Annotated in this window: 15 protein-coding genes; 8 read left to right on the top strand and 7 right to left on the bottom strand. The window is 70.8% G+C overall.

Annotated features, from left to right (window positions below):
- Window positions 1–65: 65 nt before the first annotated feature.
- From ACFZDK_RS03455 to ACFZDK_RS03475, 5 genes are all read right to left on the bottom strand, one after another.
- On the bottom strand, window positions 66–1,040 hold the full coding sequence (locus tag ACFZDK_RS03455) for an antibiotic biosynthesis monooxygenase (protein ID WP_390969293.1): 975 nt from the start codon (window positions 1,038–1,040) through the stop codon (window positions 66–68).
- A 6-nt stretch (window positions 1,041–1,046) separates the two neighbouring features.
- On the bottom strand, window positions 1,047–3,764 hold the full coding sequence (locus ACFZDK_RS03460) for a molybdopterin cofactor-binding domain-containing protein (protein WP_390969295.1): 2,718 nt from the start codon (window positions 3,762–3,764) through the stop codon (window positions 1,047–1,049).
- Window positions 3,761–4,588: an FAD binding domain-containing protein gene (locus tag ACFZDK_RS03465; protein WP_390969297.1), complete on the bottom strand. Its 828-nt coding sequence runs from the start codon at window positions 4,586–4,588 to the stop codon at window positions 3,761–3,763. Before ACFZDK_RS03465 ends, ACFZDK_RS03460 begins: the two co-directional genes overlap by 4 nt.
- 164 nt (window positions 4,589–4,752) lie before the next feature.
- The gene (gene greA / locus ACFZDK_RS03470) at window positions 4,753–5,253 is read right to left on the bottom strand and encodes a transcription elongation factor GreA (RefSeq protein ID WP_365687113.1); all 501 of its coding nucleotides are present in this window, start codon (window positions 5,251–5,253) and stop codon (window positions 4,753–4,755) included.
- A gap of 168 nt (window positions 5,254–5,421) precedes the next feature.
- Entirely contained in the window at window positions 5,422–5,820 is a 399-nt protein-coding gene (locus tag ACFZDK_RS03475; RefSeq protein ID WP_390969300.1) for a DUF4307 domain-containing protein, read from the bottom strand.
- Window positions 5,821–5,947: 127 nt separating this feature from the next.
- Between ACFZDK_RS03475 and mca the strand changes: the two genes are divergently transcribed.
- Together mca and ACFZDK_RS03485 are read left to right on the top strand one after the other, a co-directional pair.
- Complete coding sequence (gene mca, locus ACFZDK_RS03480) at window positions 5,948–6,829, top strand: mycothiol conjugate amidase Mca (protein ID WP_390969302.1); 882 nt, start codon at window positions 5,948–5,950, stop codon at window positions 6,827–6,829.
- A gap of 1 nt (window position 6,830) precedes the next feature.
- Window positions 6,831–7,058, top strand: coding sequence for a hypothetical protein (locus ACFZDK_RS03485; protein WP_359222184.1), 228 nt, complete (start codon window positions 6,831–6,833; stop codon window positions 7,056–7,058).
- A gap of 6 nt (window positions 7,059–7,064) precedes the next feature.
- Here ACFZDK_RS03485 and ACFZDK_RS03490 read toward each other — a convergent pair whose 3' ends face one another.
- A complete protein-coding gene (locus ACFZDK_RS03490; protein WP_390969304.1) occupies window positions 7,065–10,265 on the bottom strand; it encodes a tetratricopeptide repeat protein in 3,201 nt (1,066 codons plus the stop codon).
- Window positions 10,266–10,342: 77 nt separating this feature from the next.
- Complete coding sequence (locus ACFZDK_RS03495) at window positions 10,343–10,738, bottom strand: hypothetical protein (protein WP_390969306.1); 396 nt, start codon at window positions 10,736–10,738, stop codon at window positions 10,343–10,345.
- Window positions 10,739–10,908: 170 nt separating this feature from the next.
- Here ACFZDK_RS03495 and ACFZDK_RS03500 point away from each other — a divergent pair, with 170 nt between their 5' ends.
- From ACFZDK_RS03500 to ACFZDK_RS03525, 6 genes are all read left to right on the top strand, one after another.
- Window positions 10,909–11,499, top strand: a complete 591-nt coding sequence (locus ACFZDK_RS03500; protein ID WP_390969308.1) for a helix-turn-helix domain-containing protein — start codon at window positions 10,909–10,911, stop codon at window positions 11,497–11,499.
- The gene (locus ACFZDK_RS03505) at window positions 11,480–13,507 is read left to right on the top strand and encodes a DUF255 domain-containing protein (protein ID WP_390969310.1); all 2,028 of its coding nucleotides are present in this window, start codon (window positions 11,480–11,482) and stop codon (window positions 13,505–13,507) included. The genes ACFZDK_RS03500 and ACFZDK_RS03505 overlap by 20 nt, the downstream gene beginning before the upstream one ends.
- Before the next feature lie 212 nt (window positions 13,508–13,719).
- Complete coding sequence (locus tag ACFZDK_RS03510) at window positions 13,720–14,988, top strand: glycosyltransferase (protein WP_390969312.1); 1,269 nt, start codon at window positions 13,720–13,722, stop codon at window positions 14,986–14,988.
- Window positions 14,985–16,625, top strand: a complete 1,641-nt coding sequence (locus ACFZDK_RS03515) for a phospholipid carrier-dependent glycosyltransferase (protein WP_390969314.1) — start codon at window positions 14,985–14,987, stop codon at window positions 16,623–16,625. Before ACFZDK_RS03510 ends, ACFZDK_RS03515 begins: the two co-directional genes overlap by 4 nt.
- Window positions 16,622–17,794: a glycosyltransferase gene (locus ACFZDK_RS03520; protein WP_390969316.1), complete on the top strand. Its 1,173-nt coding sequence runs from the start codon at window positions 16,622–16,624 to the stop codon at window positions 17,792–17,794. The genes ACFZDK_RS03515 and ACFZDK_RS03520 overlap by 4 nt, the downstream gene beginning before the upstream one ends.
- Entirely contained in the window at window positions 17,791–20,181 is a 2,391-nt protein-coding gene (locus tag ACFZDK_RS03525; RefSeq protein WP_390969318.1) for a galactose oxidase-like domain-containing protein, read from the top strand. Before ACFZDK_RS03520 ends, ACFZDK_RS03525 begins: the two co-directional genes overlap by 4 nt.
- Window positions 20,182–20,220 lie beyond the last annotated feature (39 nt).

Below are 20,220 nucleotides of genomic sequence, written 5' to 3' on the forward strand. Positions count from 1 at the left end.
TACCGCCTCGGTCGTTGACCGGCACAGGTGCACCCGGCCAGGTGGGCTAACACCAGGGCCCCGGCTCAGGGCAGGGTCCAGAACCGGACCGTGACGAGGTAGAAGACGACGGCCCAGACGGCCACCGCCACCGCGACGATGCTCAGGCCGCGGAGGTTGCTCCGGCCCGCCGGCTCCTCGGGCGGCGGTCGCAGCCAGCGCCCGAGCAACGGGTTCACGTAGTAGGGCATCGTCAGGAAGCTCATGAGGAAGCTCGACAGCAGATTGCCCACGAGCAGGCCGATCCAGAGCTTCAGATGTAGCGGGGACAGCGCGAGCGTCAGCAGGACGACGGTCGGGTACAGGCCGACCCAGATGGCGAGGGAGGTCCTGGTCTCGGAGGGCGGCGGCGGTGCCTCCTTGCCGTTGCCCTCGAAGGCGAACCAGCTGCCGAACGAGTTGTCGATCGTCCGGAGGGTGAAGTCGCTGAACTTCTCGCCCTCGGCCAGGATCTCCCGCCGCTGGGGCGAGGTCAGCCAGGCCTCGAGGTGCTCGGCGTTGTCGTAGCGGTACAGGGTGGTCCATTCCTCCTGGAGCCCCTCGACGGGGCGGAAGAGCTCGGTCCCGCGGAACCCCTCGAACCTGCTCTCCTCCTGGACCATGTGGCGCTGCCAGTCGAGGAAGTCGTCGACCTGTTTCGGGTGGACGTGGTGCGTGACCACCACGGTGACCAGCGGATCCAGTGACTGGGTGCCGCTGCTGACCACCTGCTGGGTGGCCGGCCCGTCGAAGTACTCCGTGCCGGCGTCCAGATACGTCTGCCTGGTCCCGCTGTTGATCCACGCCTGCAGATGGGCCACCGAGTCGAACCGGTAGACGATGACCCAGTCGGGCTGCAGGGGGGTCGGCGGGGAAACCTCGGCGCCGAGGAACCCCGGGTAGGAGGAGGCCGCGGTGTTGAGGCCCTCCTGCCAGGACTCGAACTCCCGCTCCCGCCCCGGCAGGACCTTCTGGCCGATGATCGCCGTCGCCGCCGCGGCCACGTTCTTCTCGGCGTTCATGACGGCTCAGCCCGCCGGCACCGACTGCTCCGCGGGGAGCCGGCCGTAGACGCGTTCCGGGGTCAGCGGCAGCGCGCGGTAGCGGACGCCGGTGGCGTCGTGCACCGCGTTCGCCAGCGCCGGGGCGACCGGGTTGATGCAGCACTCGGCCATCCCCTTCGCCCGCAGGGGGCCCACCGAGTCCGCCGAGCCCACCAACAGGACCTCGGTACGGGGGATGTCGGCGTAGGTGGGGATGCGGTAGTTCCGCAGGTTCGGGTTGACCATGACGCCGTCGTCGTCGACGTGGTGGTTCTCGGTGAGCGCGAAGCCGATGCCCTGGGCGACACCGCCCTCGATCTGGCCCCGGACCTGCGCCGGGTTGATGATCACCCCGGCGTCCGCCGCCTGCACGCTGTGGAGGATCCGGATCTCGCCGGTCACCCGGTGCACGGCGACCCGGAACCCGTGTGCGTTGGAGGTGATGCTGCGGGGCGAGCCGTAGGCCTTGCGGGCGGCCGTGAAGCGGATGCCACGGCCGCGGGCCAGCGCGACGAGTTCGGCCAGCGACACCCGCCGGTCCCCGCAGCGGACACCGTCGTCGTCCATCGTGCAGAGCACGACATGGACGCCCGTGTGGGCCGCGGCGAACTCCAGGATGCGGTCGCGCACGGCGCCTGCAGCCCGCAGCACCGCGTTGCCCGCCACGAAGAGGCCCGCGCTCGCGAAGGCGCCGGTGTCGAAGCCCGTGCGGTCGGTGTCGGACTGCACCAGACGGATCCGCGAGGGCGTCGTGCCCAGCTGGTGGGCGGCGATCTGGACGTGGGCCGTGGAGGTTCCCTCGCCGAACTCGACGGTGCCGACGGCCAGTTCGTAGATCAGGTCGTCGCCCAGGGTGACCCAGGCCTCGGAGAGGTGGTCCGTCGGGGGCGCGGTCTCGTGCAGGGAGCTCGCCACACCGGTTCCGAGGAGCCACTCGGGACCGGGAGGCGGCCGGCCGGCCGTACGGGCCAGGGCGGTGCCCACCAGGTCGAGGCACGTGGCCAGTCCGTCCTCGGTGAAGATCACGTCGTCGGGGCCGTCGTGCAGGGCGACCAGGGGTTCGCCCGGCCGGACGATGTTGCGCCGGCGCAGTTCCAGCGGGTCGAGGTGCAGGGCGCGGGCCAGTTCGTCCATCGCCGACTCCACGGCGAAGGCCGGCTGGGTCATGCCGTAGCCGCGCAGCGCCCCGCTCGGCACGGTGTTGGTGTAGACGGAGTACGCGTCGTACTTCTTGTTGGGGCAGCGGTAGATCATGACGGCGGCGCTGCCCGCGTACGCGGTCTCGCCGCCGTGGTTGCCGTAGGCGCCCGTGTTCGACACGTTGCGCACCTGGAAGGCGGTGAGCGTTCCGTCGGCCTTCGCGCCGAGCCGGACCGTCAGGGTCATCGGATGCCGCGGCGAGGCCGTGGTGAACTCCTCCTCACGGGTGAACTCCAGACAGGTGGGCCGCCCGGTGTCCAGGGTGGCGAGCGCGACCAGGTCCTCCGTGATCACTTCCTGCTTGCCGCCGAACCCGCCGCCGACGCGCTTGCAGAACACCCTCAGCTGGTCCGGGCGCAGCGCGAACAGGTACGCCAGCTTGACCTTCGCGATCGACGGCGACTGCGAGCTGGTGCGGACGTTCAGCCGCCCGTTCTCCATCCAGGCGATCGAGCCGTGGGTCTCCAGATGCGCGTGCTGCACCCGCGGGGAGAAGTACGTGCCCTCGTGGATCACGTCGGCCGCGGCGAATCCCGCGTCGACGTCGCCGATGTGCGAGTGGAGTTCGAGCAGGATGTTGTGGACGGGGTCGCGGGCGAACGGATCGTGGGAGCCGTGCAGCTGGGGCGCGCCGTCGGCCATCGCGGCCTCGGGGTCGAACACCGCGGGCAGCACCTCGTACGCGACCGCGAGCCGCCGGCAGCCCTCCTCGGCCGCCCCGACGGTGTCGGCCAGGACGGCGGCGACGCGCTGGCCGGCGAAGCGGACCGTGTCGTCGAGGACGTAGGTGTCGTCCGGGTCGACCAGGTGGTCGGTGTGGATCGCCGTGCTGAAGCGTCTGCGCGGTACGTCCTCCCAGGTGTAGACCCGGTGCACGCCGGGCACCGCGAGGGCCGCGCTCTTGTCGGTCGAGAGGATCCGGGCGTGCGCGTGGGGCGAGTGCAGCACCTTGAGGTGCAGCATGCCCTCGATCTTCGTGTCCATGGTGAACTCGGCGTGCCCGGTCACCACGTCGTGGCCGGCGGGCGCGCCGACGCTGGTCCCGACGGCCTTGCCCGGTGCCGCCGTCTCCACCGCGGTGACGCCCTTCACGGCGTCCTCGATCGCCCGGTACCCGGTGCAGCGGCAGAGGTTGCCCTTCAGCGCCCGGGGCAGATCGGCCTTCTGCTCCTCGGTGAAGGTCGCCGACGTCATGATCATGCCCGCGGTGCAGAAACCGCACTGGAACCCCGGGGCGTCCTCGAACTGCCGCTGCATGGGATGCGGGGCGCCGGGCCGTCCGAGCCCCTCGATCGTGGTCACCTCCCGGCCGTCCGCGCGGAAGGCGGGGGTGATGCAGCTGTGGACCGGGGTGCCGTCCAGCCACACCGTGCAGGCGCCGCAGTCGCCCGCGTCGCACCCCTTCTTCACACCGAAGTGGCCGAGTTCGCGCAGGAAGGTGCGCAGACACTGGCCCGGGGCAGGTTCCCGGTCGAAGGTCCGGCCGTTCACGACGTACGTCATGGCAGGTCCCCAGCCGTGAGCTCGCGGCGGATCTCCTCGGCGAAGTACCGGGTCAGATGTCTGCGGTGGTCAGGGGTGCCGTTGGGGTCGGCGAACCAGACGCCGGCCGGCAGGGCGTCGACGCGCTGCCGCAGGGTGTGGGCGTCGGGCAGCGAGTCGAAGGCGAGGCGGACCGGCCGCGTGGTGCCGGCGGTGACGGTGAGCAACAGGTCGTTCGCTCCCGGCCGTTGCGTGCCGACGAGGAACACCGTCGAACGGCCGAGCCGGGTCAGCGTGAAACGACGGTGTGCGGTGCGCTTGCGCAGCGCGTGCGCCGGAACCGTGACGCGCCGCAGGATCTCCCCGGGGGCGAGGACGTTGCGGTGGTCGCCCGTGACGAAGTCCAGGGCGTCGACGGTCCGCACGGAGCCGTCCGGAGCCCACAGTTCGTACCGCGCCTCCAGCGCGACGGCCAGTGTGATCATCGGGCCGGCCGGCAGGGACATGCAGATGTTGCCGCCGACGGTCGCCGCGTTCCAGACCTTGAACGAGGAGAGGAACGCCTCACAGCTGCGGCGGAAGAGGATCGCCGCGGTCCACTCCGGCGGCCAGGGGAACGCGTACAGGTCGCGCACGGTGCAGGTGGCGGCGATCTCCAGGCCCTCGGCCGTCGGGACCAGGGGCTCCCAGCCCAGCGCCGTCAGGTCGATGAGCCGCCGCAGGTCCGGCTGGTCCGTGGAGTAGAGCCAGGTGCCGCCCGCGAGCCAGGCGTCGCCCTCGTGCCAGTCCGTGCCCGGCCGCTCGGAGGGGCGCCGGACGACTTCGGTGATGGTGCTGAGGTCCATGGGAACCGACCTACCGGAGAACGGAGCTGAGGTACCGGTGGTGACGGAGGCGGTTGTCGCATTTTATCGCAGTATGCGCACCCCTGATGGGTGAGGCGGCGGCACGACAAGGCCCCCGGCGTCACGCGGACACCGGGGGCGGACGGCTGTCGTGCCGGTCGGGATCAGCCCGAGTACGGCTCGGCCTTGAGGATCTTCACCGAGGCCTTCTTGCCGTTCGGCAGCTCGTACTCCGCGTCCTCGCCCACCTTGTGACCGATCACGCCGGTGCCCAGGGGGGACTGCGGGGAGTAGGTCTCGATGTCGGCGCTGGCGTACTCGCGCGAGGCGAGGAGGAACGTCATGGTGTCGTCCTCGTCACCGTCGAAGGCGATGGTCACCACCATGCCGGGCGCGACGGCGCCGTCCGCCGAGGTCGGAGCCTCGCCGACCTTGGCGTTCTCCAGGAGCTGGGTCAGCTGGCGCACACGGAGCTCCTGCTTGCCCTGCTCCTCCTTGGCCGCGTGGTACCCGCCGTTCTCGCGCAGGTCGCCCTCCTCGCGCGCGGCCGCGATCTTGGCGGCGATGTCCGTGCGCGCAGGACCAGACAGGTACTCCAGCTCGGCCCTGAGCTGGTTGTACGCCTCCTGGGTCAGCCAGGTGACGTTCTCGCTGGTCTGGGTCACAGGTGCTCCTCGTCGGTACTGGGAATACAAAGCATCGCCCTACCCAGAAGCATGTTCCTTCACGGAAGGGCGAAACCACGAGCCTAACAATTCAACGGCGGAAGGGGGAGGACATAAGCCATCAGAATCACGTCAACGCAGGTCAGCGTCTACGTATTGTGGCTGACGTCAGTCGGCGTGGCAGCCGAGCAGCTCCGCCGTGGTGCCCCGGGCCGTCGTACGGAGCGTGACCACCTTGTCGATCTGGGTCGCGGAACCGGTGAAGCGGAAGTCCGCCCGGCCCACCTCGGAGCCGTCCGCCGCCTGGGAGCGCAGGGTGCAGTAGCCGGAGGTGCCGGAGTCCTTGTGGACCTCGAGATGTACCTTGACGGCGTCGGCGGAGGCGTCGAAGGTGACGACCTGCGCGCTGATCCTGCTCTCCACGACGTAGTGGTACGCCCAGTACCCGACGAGGACGAGGAACAGGGCGCCCAGGATCACACCGGCGGTCCTGAGCCTGCGGTCGGCGCGCTCGTCCGAGGTGCCGCCGTAGCGCCCCTCGGGCAGCCGCGTACTCGCGGTACTCATGATCGACCTCCCGGCAAGAACCACCCCGGACCCGGACCCCGGAATTATTCGCCCCCCGCTTCGGTCACTATAGAAGCCGCCGATTGCCCCCGAGCTACCGGGGCGCCGACTTACCAAGGATTGAGTCTTGACTGACCAGCTGCGACTGATGGCCGTCCACGCCCACCCCGACGACGAGTCGAGCAAGGGCGCGGCCACCATGGCGAAGTACGTGTCCGAGGGGGTGGACGTGCTGGTCGTGACCTGCACGGGCGGGGAGCGCGGCTCCATCCTCAATCCCAAGCTGCAGGGCGACAAGTACATCGAGGAGCACATCCACGAGGTACGCAAGAAGGAGATGGACGAGGCCCGCGAGATCCTCGGGGTCAAGCAGGAGTGGCTCGGCTTCGTCGACTCCGGTCTGCCCGAGGGCGACCCGCTGCCCCCGCTGCCCGAGGGCTGCTTCGCGCTGGAGGACGTCGACAAGGCGGCCGGCGAGCTGGTCCGTAAGATCCGCGCGTTCCGCCCGCAGGTGATCACCACCTACGACGAGAACGGCGGCTACCCGCACCCCGACCACATCATGACCCACAAGATCTCGATGGTGGCCTTCGAGGGCGCGGCCGACGCGGAGAAGTACCCCGAGGCCGAGTTCGGCCCCGTGTACCAGGCGCGGAAGCTCTACTACAACCAGGGCTTCAACCGCCCCCGCACCGAGGCGCTGCACAACGCCATGCTGGAGCGCGGCCTGGAGTCGCCGTACGGAGACTGGCTGAAGCGGTGGAACGAGTTCGAGCGCGCCGAGCGCACCCTGACCACGCACATCCCGTGCGCGGAGTTCTACGAGATCCGTGACAAGGCGCTGATCGCCCACGCCACGCAGATCGACCCCGACGGCGGCTGGTTCAAGGTCCCGATGGACCTGCAGAAGGAGGTCTGGCCGACCGAGGAGTACGAGCTCGCGAAGTCGCTCGTCGACACCTCCCTACCCGAGGACGACCTCTTTGCGGGCATCCGCGACAATGCCTGACATGAGCGCAAGCCTGGCACTGACGCACCTCGTCCCCCTCGCCAAGGAGGTCGACGAGAACAAGGTCACCCCCGGCGTCCTCGGCTTCATCGTCTTCGCGGTGATGGCGGTGGCGGTCTGGGGGCTGATGAAGTCCATGAACAAGCACATGCAGAAGGTCGACTTCAAGGAGTCGTCCCCGGAGTCCAGGGCGGACTCCGGGACTCCGGCGGCCGATCCCAAGGTCTGACCGGCGTCACGCGCCGCCCGGCACCGGCACCCCCATCACCTCACGGGAGTGCCGGCTGGGCACCATGCCCAGCCGCCAGGCCTGCCAGCCCGCCTCCAGGTTCACCCCGCGCTCAAAGAGCAGTCCGTACGCCGTGACGTACTCGGTCAGCTTCTCGTCGCGCAGCGGGTGGGCGTTCCGGGCGAGCTGGGCCAGGTCCTCCTGGGCGACGGCCGTACCCACCTCCACGCCGCCGGGCGCGGCGTAGGGGAGCAGGGTGCAGCGCAGGAAGCGCGCCCAGTCCTCGCCGCGGCGGTCGCCGTAGGACGTGAACAGGGTGATCGCCTCGTCGCACAGGGCCAGAGCCTGCTGGGTGCGCGTGTTGCCGGCGTCGACCACCGCCAGCTCCAGGCAGGTCCAGGCCTCGCCGTGCACGACGCCGATGCGCTGGAAGTCGGCGCGGGCGTCGACGAGGAGCTGCCGGGCGAAGCCGGAGTTGCGCAGCGAACCGGTCTGGGCCGCCCGCTGGTCCCGGGTGACCCGGGCCGAGTGGTGGCGGGCACAGGCCAGCCCGTAGACGTCCCGCATCCGGGAGAACATCGTCCGCGAGCGTTCCAGCTCGCGGACCGCCCGGTCCAGGGTCCCGGACTCCTCCAGGGCCTGGCCCAGGTAGTAGACCGTCCAGGCCTCGCCGCGCGCGTCCTCGTTCTCCCGGTGCCGGGCGGCCGCCTGCCGCAGCCCGTCGACCGCCGGTGACGCGTCGCCGGCCACCAGCCGGGCCCGGGCCAGCTGGGTCAGCGCCCAGGCCTCGCCACGGGCGTCACGGGTCCGGCCGTAACGCTCCAGCGCGGCCCCCAGCTCCCGCTCGGCACGCGGTACGTCACCCATCCGCAGCGCCAGCTGGCCGAGCTGGAAGTGCGCCCAGGCCTCGCCGTGCACCGAACCGCCCTCGCGGTGCTGGACCAGCGAGCGGGTGAGCAGGTCCATGGCCTCCGGCAGCCGGGCCCGGTCGCGCTGCACCGCCGCCAGCGCGTGCATCGTCCACGCCCGGTCGGTCGCCAGCTCGGGCGCCGCCTGGAGATCCAGCGCCTCCTGCAGCTTGGCCGCCGCCTCGGTGAGGTTGCCCTGGTGGTGCAGGGTGATCCCGAGCGAGCACAGCGCACGTGCCACGCCGGCGTCGTGGTGCGCCTCCCGGTAGAGGTCGACCACCGAGGTGAGGGTGGTGCGGGCCTTGTCCAGCTCGCCCAGCTGACGGGCCGCGATACCCGTCCGCCACTGCACCGAACGCACAAGGAGGCCCTGGTCGACAGCCTGGGCCAGTTCGCTGATCTCACCCAGCCGGTAGAGGTCACCGCGGAGCAGGCAGTAGTCGCACAGGGCGCCCAGCAGGTTCTGCACGGCCGCCTGGTCGACGCCCTCCGCGTGCCGCAGCGCCGCCGTGATGAAGCTCGACTCGTCGTCCAGCCAGCGCAGCGCCTCGTCGAGCGAGGTGAACCCGTGCGGGCTGAACCGGTCCGAGCGGGTCGACATGTTGCCGTCCACCAGCCGCAGCACCGAGTCGGCCAGCTCCGCGTAGTTCACGATCAGCCGCTGCTGCGCCGCCGTCCGGTCGGCCGGCTCCTCCTCGTCCAGCAGGCGGGCCTGCGCGAAGGACCGGACCAGGTCGTGCAGCCGGTAGCGGCTGCCCCGGACGTGGTCGATCAGGCCGGCCCGGGAGAGCGTCACCAGCTGGCGGGTCGCCTCCGCCTCGTCCGCGCCCAGCAGGGCGGCCGCGGCCGCCGCGCCCAGCGAGGCCCGCCCGGCCAGCGCCAGCCTTCTGAGCAGCCGGCGCCCGGTGTCCGACTGGTCGGTGTACCGCAGCCACAGCACCCGCTCCACCGGCCCCACCGGGCCGTACGCGCCGAGATCCGTGGCCAGCTGCAGCGGGGAGCGCGAGCCCAGCGACGAGCCCGCGACCCGCAGCGCCAGCGGCAGCCCGCCGCACAGCTCCCGGATCCGGTCCGCGGACTGCGCGTCGTACGGCCCCGACACGTCCTGCGCCGAGGCGTCCAGCAGCTCCTCCGCGCCCGCCGCGTCCAGCGCGGTGACCGGCAGCTGGTGCACCCAGGCCGGCAGGTCCAGCGGCAGGTCCAGCTGCTCCCGGGCCGTGACCAGGACCAGGCTGTCGGAGCGTTCCGGGACCAGGGTGCGCACCTGGTCGGAGTCCGAGGCGTCGTCCAGCACGATCGTCACGGCGAGGCCCGCGAGGTGCTGGTGGTACAGCTCGCTCAGCCGCTTGAGCTGCTGGTCGGGGGAGGAACGCTCACGGAACAGCAGCTGCTCGCGCGGCGCCCCCAGCCGGTTGAGCAGATGCAGCAGGGCGTCCCGGGTGGGCAGCGGCGCCTCGCCTTGGCTGTCCCCGCGCAGGTCCACCACGACCGCACCCCGGAAGAGGTCCTTCAGCTCGTGGGTGGCCCGGACCGCGAGCGCCGTACGCCCGGAGCCCGGCTCCCCGTACAGGACGACGACCGTCGGTCGGGTCTCGGTGGTCGCCCGGGCCGCCTGCGCCCACTGCCGGATCCGCGCCAGTTCCTGATGCCGGCCGGCGAACGGGCCGTCCGATTCGGGGAGCTGGCCGAAGGACTGCTGCAGCACCGTACGCCTGCGGGCCGCCGCGCTCTTGTCCGCGCCGCGCAGCCCTGGGGCCTGCTTCTTCGGCCCCGTGGACGCGCTGAGCACCCGCTGCTGGTCCAGGAACGGGCGGATGCCCCGCACCTCCAGCGCGGTCAGCCACTGCAGCCGCAGCTGCTCCGGACCGCCGGGCTGACCGGCCGCGCCGGCGTGGTGATGGGCGGCGGGCAGATGCGAACCGGCGACCTTGACGACCGTGGCGGCCGCGCCGATCACCCCGACGGCCACGCCCGCGCCGAGCGCGGTGCCCGCACCGGTGCCCAGGGAGAGGTCGGCCACGGTGGCGGCGACCGCCGCGACGGCCGCGACCAGCAGCGGAGTTCCCGCGCCGTCCCGGGCGTACCGCTGGCCGAAGCTCTGCCGGCCCGCCTCCGACGCGTCCAGGGCGTGGGTGTAGGCCTCGTACTCCTCGGCGGCCGTCCGCTCCATCTCCTCCAGCCCGCCGCGCGCGCGTGACAGCAGCACCTGCCCGTCGACGCGCCCGCCCGCACGGCGGACCTCCTCCTCCACGGCCCGTTCCAGCAGCCGATCGGCATCGGCCCGGTGGGCGTCCCGCATGTCCCGTCCCCCTCCAGCGGCAACTCCGTTGTGTACGAGTGTCCTTGTGAAGGGGCGCGATGGCGAGGGGGCGACGATCAGGTGGCGCGTGAGGAATTGGTGCGGACCCAGCCCTTGGACAGCGCAAGGAACACACAGGCCGCCGCGAGTCCCGCCTCCGCGACCGCGCTCGCCAGGGCTTCCAGCAGCTCCGTGCCCACCGCCGAGGTCGTGATGTCGAACCACGCGTCCAGGACCGCCACCGAGGCCGTGGCGGAAGCGGTCAGGCGGGCCCTGGGATCACCGCGCAACCCCAGTAAGGCGGTTGTCGCGCAGCCGAGCGCCATCAGCACGTCCAGGCCTATCCAGGCCAGGGACCAGTTGTGCACCTCGGTCTTGGCGGGCAGCGTCAGCGCGAGCACCACCATCCACGGCACGAGCAGCACGGAGGACGAGCCGAGCAGGATCAGGGCCCACCGCTTCGTCCGCTTCATCAGCCGCGCCTTCGTCGTAGTCGACCTTTGCAACGCGATCAGCCCCCGTCTTGTTCCGTCCCGCCGCGGTCCTTCCGCATGCCCCCACGCTAGACCGCAGAGAAAATTCTGCAAAGAAAATTCGGCAGACATCGGGGATGTCTCAGGGTTCTCAGGGTTACGGTGGATCCATGACCGACGGCACGTCCGAGATGACCAGCGTCGAACGCACCGCCCTCTACAAGTCACTCGGCAACCCGCTGCGCCGCCGGATCCTCGACTACCTCGGCCGACACGGCGAGGCCAACTCCACGGTGCTCGCCCGCGAACTCGGCGAAAGCTCCGGCACCACCAGCTACCACCTGCGCAAACTCGCCGAGCAGAAGCTCATCGAGGAGATCCCGGAGAAGTCGGGCGGCCGGGAACGCTGGTGGCGGAGCCTGCCGTTCAGGCACACCACCCCCGACCCGGCCACGATGGCCCCGGAGGAGTACGCGGCGGCCGAGCAACTCGCCCTGCTGAAGATCGAGCTGGACACCCGGCTCTTCCGCCGCGCCCACCAGGAGTACCGGGGACCGGAGGGCTGGGCCCAGGTCCGGCGCGCCGGCACCTGGATGACCAAGGACGAACTCCACGCCTTCGTCCGCGGCTACCAGGAACTCCTCGACCGGTACGGCCACCCCGGCGAGACGGCCCCCGACGGGGCGCGCCGGGTCGACCTGCGCTTCTATGCGGCCCCGGACCCCGTGGGAGAGTGGGAGGGTGAACCGACTGGCCCATGAGACGTCCCCGTACCTCCTCCAGCACGCCGACAACCCCGTCGACTGGTGGCCCTGGTCGGCCGAAGCCTTCGAGGCCGCGCGGACCGCGAACAAGCCCGTTCTGCTGAGCGTCGGATACAGCTCCTGCCACTGGTGCCATGTGATGGCCCACGAGTCCTTCGAGGACCGCGCCACCGCCGACTACCTCAACGAGCACTTCGTCAGCGTCAAGGTCGACCGCGAGGAACGGCCCGACGTCGACGCCGTCTACATGGAGGCCGTGCAGGCCGCCACCGGCCAGGGCGGCTGGCCCATGACCGTCTTCCTCACGCCCGACGCCGAACCCTTCTACTTCGGCACCTACTTCCCGCCCGCCCCCCGCCACGGCATGCCCTCCTTCCGGCAGGTCCTGGAGGGCGTCCGGGCCGCCTGGACCGACCGGCGGGACGAGGTCGCCGACGTCGCCGGGAAGATCGTCCGGGACCTCTCCCAGCGGGAGCTCAGCCACCAGGGCGACGGGCCGCCCGGCGAGCAGGAACTCTCCCAGGCACTGCTCGGGCTCACCCGCGAGTACGACGCGCAGCGCGGCGGATTCGGCGGCGCCCCCAAGTTCCCGCCGTCCATGGTCCTCGAGTTCCTGCTGCGCCACCACGCCCGCACCGGTGCCGAGGGCGCGCTGCAGATGGCCGCCGACACCTGCGAACGGATGGCCCGCGGCGGCCTCTACGACCAGCTCGGCGGCGGCTTCGCCCGCTACTCCGTCGACCGCGACTGGGTCGTGCCGCACTTCGAGAAGATGCTGTACGACAACGCCCTGCTGTGCCGGGTCTACGCCCACCTGTGGCGGGCCACCGGGTCGGAGCCGGCCCGCCGGGTCGCGCTGGAGACCGCCGACTTCATGGTCCGCGAACTCCGCACCGACCAGGGCGGGTTCGCCTCCGCCCTCGACGCGGACAGCGACGACGGGTCCGGCGCGCACGTCGAGGGGGCGTACTACGTCTGGACGCCCGCCCAGCTCGGCGAGGTCCTCGGCGAGGACGCGGACCTCGCCGCCCGGTACTTCGGCGTCACCGCGGAGGGCACCTTCGAGCACGGCCAGTCCGTTCTGCAACTCCCGCAGCAGGAGAATGTGTTCGACGCCGGGAAGGTCGAGTCGGTCAGGCAGCGGCTGCTGGCCGCACGGGCGCGGCGCCCCGCCCCCGGCCGGGACGACAAGGTGGTCGCCGCCTGGAACGGCCTCGCCATCGCCGCGCTCGCCGAGACCGGCGCCTACTTCGACCGGCCCGACCTGGTCGAGGCCGCCCTCGGCGCCGCCGATCTCCTCGTACGCCTGCATCTCGACGACCACGCCCGGATCGCCCGCACCAGCCGCGACGGCCGGGTCGGGGCCAACTCCGGCGTGCTGGAGGACTACGGCGACGTGGCCGAGGGCTTCCTCGCGCTCGCGTCCGTGACCGGTGAGGGGGTCTGGCTGGAGTTCGCCGGGCTGCTGCTCGACCATGTGCTCACCCGCTTCACCGACCCGGAGAGCGGTGCCCTCTACGACACCGCGGCCGACGCCGAGCGGCTCATCCGCCGCCCCCAGGACCCGACCGACAACGCCACCCCCTCCGGCTGGACCGCCGCCGCGGGGGCCCTGCTGGGCTACGCGGCCCACACCGGTGCCGAGCCGCACCGCACCGCGGCGGAACGGGCGTTGGGGGTCGTGAAGACGCTGGGCCCGCGGGTGCCGCGCTTCGTCGGATGGGGGCTCGCCGTCGCCGAGGCGCTGCTCGACGGACCGCGCGAGGTCGCGATCGTCGGGCCCGGGGCGGACGACCGCAACACCACCGCCCTGCACCGCACGGCACTTCTCGCAACCGCCCCGGGCGCGGTCGTGGCCGTGGGGACTCCGGAGAGTGACGAGTTCCCGCTGCTGGCGGGCCGGCCGCTCGTCGACGGCGCGGCGGCCGCGTACGTCTGCCGCCACTTCACCTGCGACGCCCCGACCACCGACCCGGAGCGGCTGAAGGCGGCCCTTCAGAGCTGAAGGCGAAGGGGGCAGACCTGACAGGTGAACAGACGGTCGGAATTGTGCGTCTGTTCGGATAGATACCGCTTACGGCAGTGCCGTTCCGAAACATGCTATTTATCGGAACGGCTCCCCTGCTTCACAGAACCCCCCTAGGCTCTCCACAGATGCGCGACGGGTGTGACTCAGCGTCGCGTACAGGGGGCTTTGGGATCTGGGGGGATCTTTCCTTGCTGACGTCTGTCTTCATCGCTGCCGTTTCACTGGCCTTGTTCTGGATGGCTGCCTTCACTCTCTGGTGGCAGATGCACGCGTGGCGTACGCCCGAAGTGCTGGCCTCCACCCGGTTCGGCAGACCCGACGGCGACGAACACCTGTCGTTCTCGCTGCTGCTGCCCGCGCGGCACGAACAGGCCGTGCTCGACCACACCATCCAGCGACTGCTGGAGTCCAGCCACACCGACTTCGAGATCATCGTCATCGTCGGCCACGACGACCCCGAGACCACGGCGGTCGCGGAGCGGGCCGCCGAGCGCGACCCGCGCGTCCGGGTCGTCGTCGACACCCACGAGAAGAAGAACAAGCCGAAGGCCATGAACACGGCGCTGCCGCACTGCCGCGGCGACGTCGTCGGGGTCTTCGACGCCGAGGACCAGGTCCACCCGGAGCTCCTCGCCCACGTCGACCACGCCTTCCGCACCACGGAGGCCGATGTCGTCCAGGGCGGCGTCCAGCTCATCAACTTCCACTCCAGCTGGTACAGCCTGCGCAACTGCCTGGAGTACTTCTTCTGGTTCCGCTCCCGGCTCCACCTGCACGCGCAGAAGGGGTTCATCCCGCTCGGCGGCAACACCGTCTTCGTACGGACGGCCGTGCTCAGGGAGGCCGACGGCTGGGACCCCGACTGCCTGGCCGAGGACTGCGACCTGGGCGTACGCCTCTCGTCCGTCGGCAAGAAGGTCGTCGTCGCCTACGACTCCGACATGGTGACCCGGGAGGAGACCCCGGGCTCCCTGATGTCCCTGCTCAAGCAGCGCACCCGCTGGAACCAGGGCTTCCTGCAGGTCTACCGGAAGCAGGACTGGAAGCAACTCCCGGGCTTCGGCCAGCGGTTGCTCGCCCGCTACACCCTGATGACACCGTTCCTGCAGGCCTTCTCCGGCGTGATCATCCCGCTCAACGCGGCGGTCGCCCTCTTCCTCGACGTCCCCGTCGGGATCGCCTTCCTCACCTTCCTGCCGCTGGTCACCGCCGCCGTCACCTTCGTCTTCGAGGTGGTCGGGCTGCACGACTTCGGCAAGCAGTACGGGCTGCGCGTCCGCTTCGTGCACTACGTGAAGCTCGTCGTCGGCGGCCCCTTCTACCAGGTCCTCCTCGCCGGAGCAGCGATCCGCGCAGTGTGGCGTGAGCAACGCGGCCGGAACGACTGGGAGTTGACCACTCACGTCGGCGCGCACCTCACCGCGGCCGAGACGATCCGAGAGGACGTTCCTGCGTGACCTCCACCCTTCCCGCGGTGACCGCTCCCAAGGTCCCCGCGCAGCACCGACCTGTGCCCACAACAGGTCCGACCGGTCGAACGTCCCCGCCGCTCCGGCTCCGCTCCTCCCGCCCGGACCTGCTCCTGTGCGGGGTCCTGCTGGTCGTGATCCTCGTCGTCCAGGGCTGGAACATCGCCGACTACCCCACCCTCAGCGACGACGAGGGCACCTACCTCGCCCAGGCCTGGGCCGTCCAGGAGGGCCGGGGCCTGGCCCACTACACCTACTGGTACGACCACCCGCCGCTCGGCTGGATCCAGATAGCCCTGCTCACCTGGATACCCTCCGCCCTCGACCCCTCCCTGATGACCGTCGGCTCGATGCGCGTGGCGATGCTCCTGGTCAGCGGCGCCAGCGCGGTCCTCGTCTACGTCCTCGGCCGCCGCCTCTCGCTGCCCCGCTGGGCGGCCGGACTCGGCATGGCCCTCTTCGGACTCTCGCCGCTCGCGGTCGTCCTGCAACGCGAGATCTTCCTCGACAACATCGCCGTGATGTGGCTGCTGCTGGCCTTCTGCCTCGCCGCCTCGCCCAGCCGCCATCTCTGGCACCACTTCGGCGCCGGACTCGCCGCGGCCGCGGGGGTGTTGACCAAGGAGACGATGCTCGTCGTCCTCCCCGCCCTGCTGGTCACCATGTGGCGCCACGGCCATGCCGACACCCGCAAGTTCGCCCTCACCGGCGCCATCACGGCATGCACCCTGGCGGGCCTCTCCTACCCCCTGTTCGCCCTCCTCAAGGGCGAGTTGCTGCCGGGCGCCGGCCATGTCTCCCTCTGGGACGGCGCCAAGTACCAGATGTCCCGGCCCGGTTCGGGCTTCATCCTGGACACCACCTCCGGCTCGTACGGAGTGCTGCACTCCTGGCTGTACTACGACCACGTGCTGCCCGTCGGCGGCCTCGCCGGAGCCCTGCTCCTGATCGTCGTGCACCGCTGGTCGGTCACCGCCCGCGCCCTCGCCGGACCGGCCCTCGCCGTGGTCATCCTGACCGCCGTCGCCATGCGCCCGAACGGCTATCTGCCCGCGATGTACATCATCGGCGCGCTGCCCTTCCTGGCCCTCGTCCTCGCCGGCGCCACCGCGTCCGTCGCCCACGCCACCCTGCGCAGGTGGCGTGCCGAGAGCGAGAAGCGGGCCCTGACCTACGGCCGGTACGCGCTGGCCGTCGTACTCGCCCTCGCCGCCGGCGCATACGTCGTACCGAAGTGGTACGACGGAGACCACACCGCCGTCACCGCCGACGCCAACGCGCCCTACCGGCAGGCCTCGAAGTGGCTCGGCAGCAAGGTCGCCGACCCCGCCGACACCCGCGTCCTCGTCGACGACGCGCTCTGGCTCGACCTCGTCCACCAGGGCTACCGGCCCGGCCTCGGCGTCATCTGGTTCTACAAGGCCGACCTCGACCCGGCCGTCACCAAGACCCTGCCGCACGGCTGGCGCGACCTCGACTACGTGGTCGCCTCGCCGACGGTACGGCGGGACGCCCGCGACCTGCCCAACGTCAAGGCCGCGCTCCGGCACTCCACCCCGGTCGCCGTCTTCGGCACCGGTGCCGACCGCATCGAGATCCGGCAGATCGCAGGGGGCGTCCGATGAGCGGCCACGAGTACACCGTCCCCGTCCCGGGGCTGAAGGCCACCGAGGTTCCCGAGCCGGGCGCCGTCACCATCGTCGTACCGACCTTCAACGAGTCGGGGAACGTGCGGCAGCTGCTGCACCAGATCACCGAGTCGGTGCCCGCCCGGCTGCCCTGCGAGGTCGTCTTCGTCGACGACTCCACCGACGACACCCCCGAGGTCATCCGCGAGGCCGCGCAGGACTGCCCGTTCCCGGTGGCCGTGCTGCACCGGGAGGAAGCGGTGGGCGGACTCGGCGGCGCGGTGGTGGAGGGGCTGAAGGCCGCCACCTCCGACTGGATCGTGGTCATGGACGGCGACTGCCAGCATCCGCCGTCCCTGGTACCGGAGCTGGTGGCCACAGGGGAGCGGAGCAACGCCGGGCTCGTCGTCGCCTCCCGGTACATCAAGGGCGGCAGCCGGGCCGGGCTCGCCGGCAGCTACCGGGTCGCCGTCTCGCGCGGGGCGACCTGGCTGACCAAGTCCCTCTTCCCGCGCCGGCTGCACGGCATCAGCGACCCGATGAGCGGCTTCTTCGCGATCCGGCGGAGCGTGGTCACGGCGGACGCGCTGAAGCCGCTGGGCTACAAGATCCTGCTTGAGCTGGCGGTACGGAGCCGGCCCCGTGACGTCGCCGAGGTCCCCTTCGTCTTCCAGGACCGGTTCGCCGGGGAGTCCAAGTCGACCGCACAGGAGGGCCTGCGCTTCCTGCGCCATCTGGCCGGGCTGCGCACCGCCTCGCCGGCCGCCCGCATGATCGGCTTCGGGCTGATCGGCCTGAGCGGCTTCGTGCCGAACCTCGTCGGGCTGTGGGCGCTGACCGCCCTCGGCCTGCACTACGTCCCCGCCGAGATCCTCGCCAACCAGCTCGGCGTCGCCTGGAACTTCGTCCTCATCGAACATCTGCTGTTCCGCGACCGGCGGGCCCATCGCCGCTGGTGGGACCGGGCCGGCCGGTTCGCGCTGCTCGCCAACGCCGACCTGGTGCTGCGCATCCCGCTGATCGCCCTGTTCGTCGGCCGGTTCGGGATGGGGGCGCTGCCCGCGACCGCGCTGGCGCTGGTGACGACGTTCGTCCTGCGCTTCGTGGGGACCGAGGCGCTGGTGTACCTGCCGCGACGCAAGAAGGACGCAAGGAGAGCCGCGTGAAACCGTACCGAAGAAGGACGGCACTGGTCGGGGTGGGCGCCCTGACCGCCGGACTGCTGCTCACCGCACCGCAGTCCGCCGAGGCCGCCAACCTCGTGAAGAACCCGGGCTTCGAGACGACGGGTACGGACGGCATGCCGTACTGCTGGGAGAAGTCCGGCTGGGGCGACAACGACTTCGACTTCGCGACCGTCGCCGACGCCCACTCCGGCTCCGCCGCGATGAAGGTGACGCTGACCCGCCGGGTCGACGGCGACCGCAAGGCCCTGATCACCGAGTCGACCGACTGCGCGCCCGTCGTCACGGCGGGCAAGCAGTACGACCTCTCGCTCTGGTACAAGTCGACGACCCCGGACACCGCCGTCACGCTGTTCCGGCACGACACGACGGCCGGCTGGCAGTACTGGACCGACCTCAAGACCCTCGACATGGCGTCCGCGTACACCCAGGCGACGGTCCGCACCCCCGAGGTGCCCGCCGGTACCGACCGCATCACCTGGGGTGTCTCGGTCTACGGCACGGGCTCGGTGACGACGGACGACTACGCGATGGACCAGGTGCCCGACGTCGTGCCGCCGGCCTCGTGCACGGGCACCACCACCCAGTGCGCGGACGGCAGTTGGGAGGTCCTCCCGACCCAGAACCCGGTCCGTTCCATGCACTCCGTCGTCCTCAACAACGGCAAGGTGCTGCTGATCGCGGGCTCCGGCAACAGCGAGGAGAACTTCGCGGCGGGGAGCTTCACCAGCGCGGTGTACGACCCGGCGAACGGCACCTACAAGGTGATCCCGACGCCGAAGGACATGTTCTGCTCCGGGCATGTGCAGCTGCAGGACGGCCGGGTGCTCGTGATGAGCGGCAACAAGGCCTATCCGGTCGCCGGCGGGCACGGCTACGAGGGATACAAGGACTCGTACATCTTCGATCCGGTCACCGAGACCTACAGCAAGACCAACGACCTGAACGACGGCCACTGGTACCCGTCGGCGACCGAACTGGGCAACGGTGACGTCATCTCCTTCGGCGGGCTGCGGGAGGACTCCTCGGGGTCGGTGACGGCGGAGTACTGGTCCGACGCCCAGCAGGAGTGGCTGGGCCTGGGGGACGTGCACCAGACCTGGTCGTACTGGGGGCTGTACCCGTCGATGATCCTGATGCAGGACGGGCGGCTCTTCTACTCCGGCAGCCATGTCTTCGGCAACAACATCCCCGGGACCGGCTCCGCGATCTACGACTACGACGCCAACACCGTCACCCAGATCCCCGGGCTCCAGAACAAGGACGAGCGCGACCAGTCGGCGAGCGTGCTGCTGCCTCCGGCGCAGGACCAGAAGGTGCTCACCCTGGGCGGCGGCAACATCGACTCCAACCCGGACGCGAACCGGCTGACGGACGTCATCGACCTCAAGGCCGCGAACCCGTCGTACGTCGCCGGGCCGCCGCTGCCGCAGGGCACGGTGGACCTGGGGAACGGCAAGGTGGCCGAGACCGGGAACCAGGGCAAGATGTACGTCTCCGCGGTCCTGCTGCCGGACGGCAACGTGCTGGAGACGGGCGGCGCGCTGCACAACCGGGCCGATCCGGTGTACGAGTCGTCGCTCTACGACCCGGACACGAACGCGTTCGACTCCGTGGCCGCGGACCCGGAGGCCCGGGGGTACCACTCCTCGGCGTTCCTGCTGCCCGACGGGCGGGTGATGGCCACCGGCGACAACCCCGGCAACGGCACCTGGAACCACAACGTGTCGATCTACTCGCCGCCCTACCTGTACAAGGGCACCCGGCCGACGATCACTTCCGTCATCAACCAGGAGTGGAAGTACGGCGACACCCAGCGGATCACCGTCGACCGGCCCATCGCCAAGGCGGAGCTGATCCGTCCGGCGGCGGTCACGCACTCGTCCGATCCGAACCAGCGGTTCGTGGACCTGCCGTTGTCCGTCGACGGCAACAACGTCGACCTCAACGTCACCAGCAACCCGAATCTGGCGCCGCCCGGGTGGTACATGCTGTTCGCGGTCGACGCGAACGGGGTGCCGTCGGTGGCCAAGTGGGTGCATCTGCAGGGGCCGGCCGCGCTCGGGGACGCCTCGGCGCACGTCCACTCCTTCGCGGACGCCCTTTCGGGGGAGACCTCGGGGGCGGGGAAGAAGCGGGCCTCGCAGCCGGTGAGTACGACGATCTCCGGGTGCGACCGGCACTACGGGTCGGTGAACGTGTGTGTGCCTACGGCGTTTCCGAGTTCCGTGAAGAAGACGGCGGCGGCGCGGTGTGCGTGGTTGAAGACGAACCAGTACGGGCGGTTGAAGGTGAACGGGAAGGACGATCCGCTGGGGCTTGACCGGAATCGGGACGGAGTGGTGTGCGAGCGGGCTGACGTGCGGTAGTCGGCCGCCCCTGACGGGGCGCTCCAGGAAGGGGCGTTG

The sequence above is a fragment of the Streptomyces sp. NPDC007901 genome (genome assembly GCF_042959465.1).
Classification (GTDB): Bacteria; Actinomycetota; Actinomycetes; order Streptomycetales; family Streptomycetaceae; genus Streptomyces.

Coding starts and splice junctions, on each gene's coding strand:
- ACFZDK_RS03475 (WP_390969300.1), bottom strand. CDS start 5,820: ATGAGTACCGCGAGTACGCGGCTGCCCGAGGGGCGCTACGGCGGCACC.
- ACFZDK_RS03500 (WP_390969308.1), top strand. CDS start 10,909: ATGACCGACGGCACGTCCGAGATGACCAGCGTCGAACGCACCGCCCTC.
- ACFZDK_RS03485 (WP_359222184.1), top strand. CDS start 6,831: ATGAGCGCAAGCCTGGCACTGACGCACCTCGTCCCCCTCGCCAAGGAG.
- ACFZDK_RS03460 (WP_390969295.1), bottom strand. CDS start 3,764: ATGACGTACGTCGTGAACGGCCGGACCTTCGACCGGGAACCTGCCCCG.
- ACFZDK_RS03465 (WP_390969297.1), bottom strand. CDS start 4,588: ATGGACCTCAGCACCATCACCGAAGTCGTCCGGCGCCCCTCCGAGCGG.
- ACFZDK_RS03455 (WP_390969293.1), bottom strand. CDS start 1,040: ATGAACGCCGAGAAGAACGTGGCCGCGGCGGCGACGGCGATCATCGGC.
- ACFZDK_RS03520 (WP_390969316.1), top strand. CDS start 16,622: ATGAGCGGCCACGAGTACACCGTCCCCGTCCCGGGGCTGAAGGCCACC.
- ACFZDK_RS03490 (WP_390969304.1), bottom strand. CDS start 10,265: ATGCGGGACGCCCACCGGGCCGATGCCGATCGGCTGCTGGAACGGGCC.
- ACFZDK_RS03495 (WP_390969306.1), bottom strand. CDS start 10,738: ATGAAGCGGACGAAGCGGTGGGCCCTGATCCTGCTCGGCTCGTCCTCC.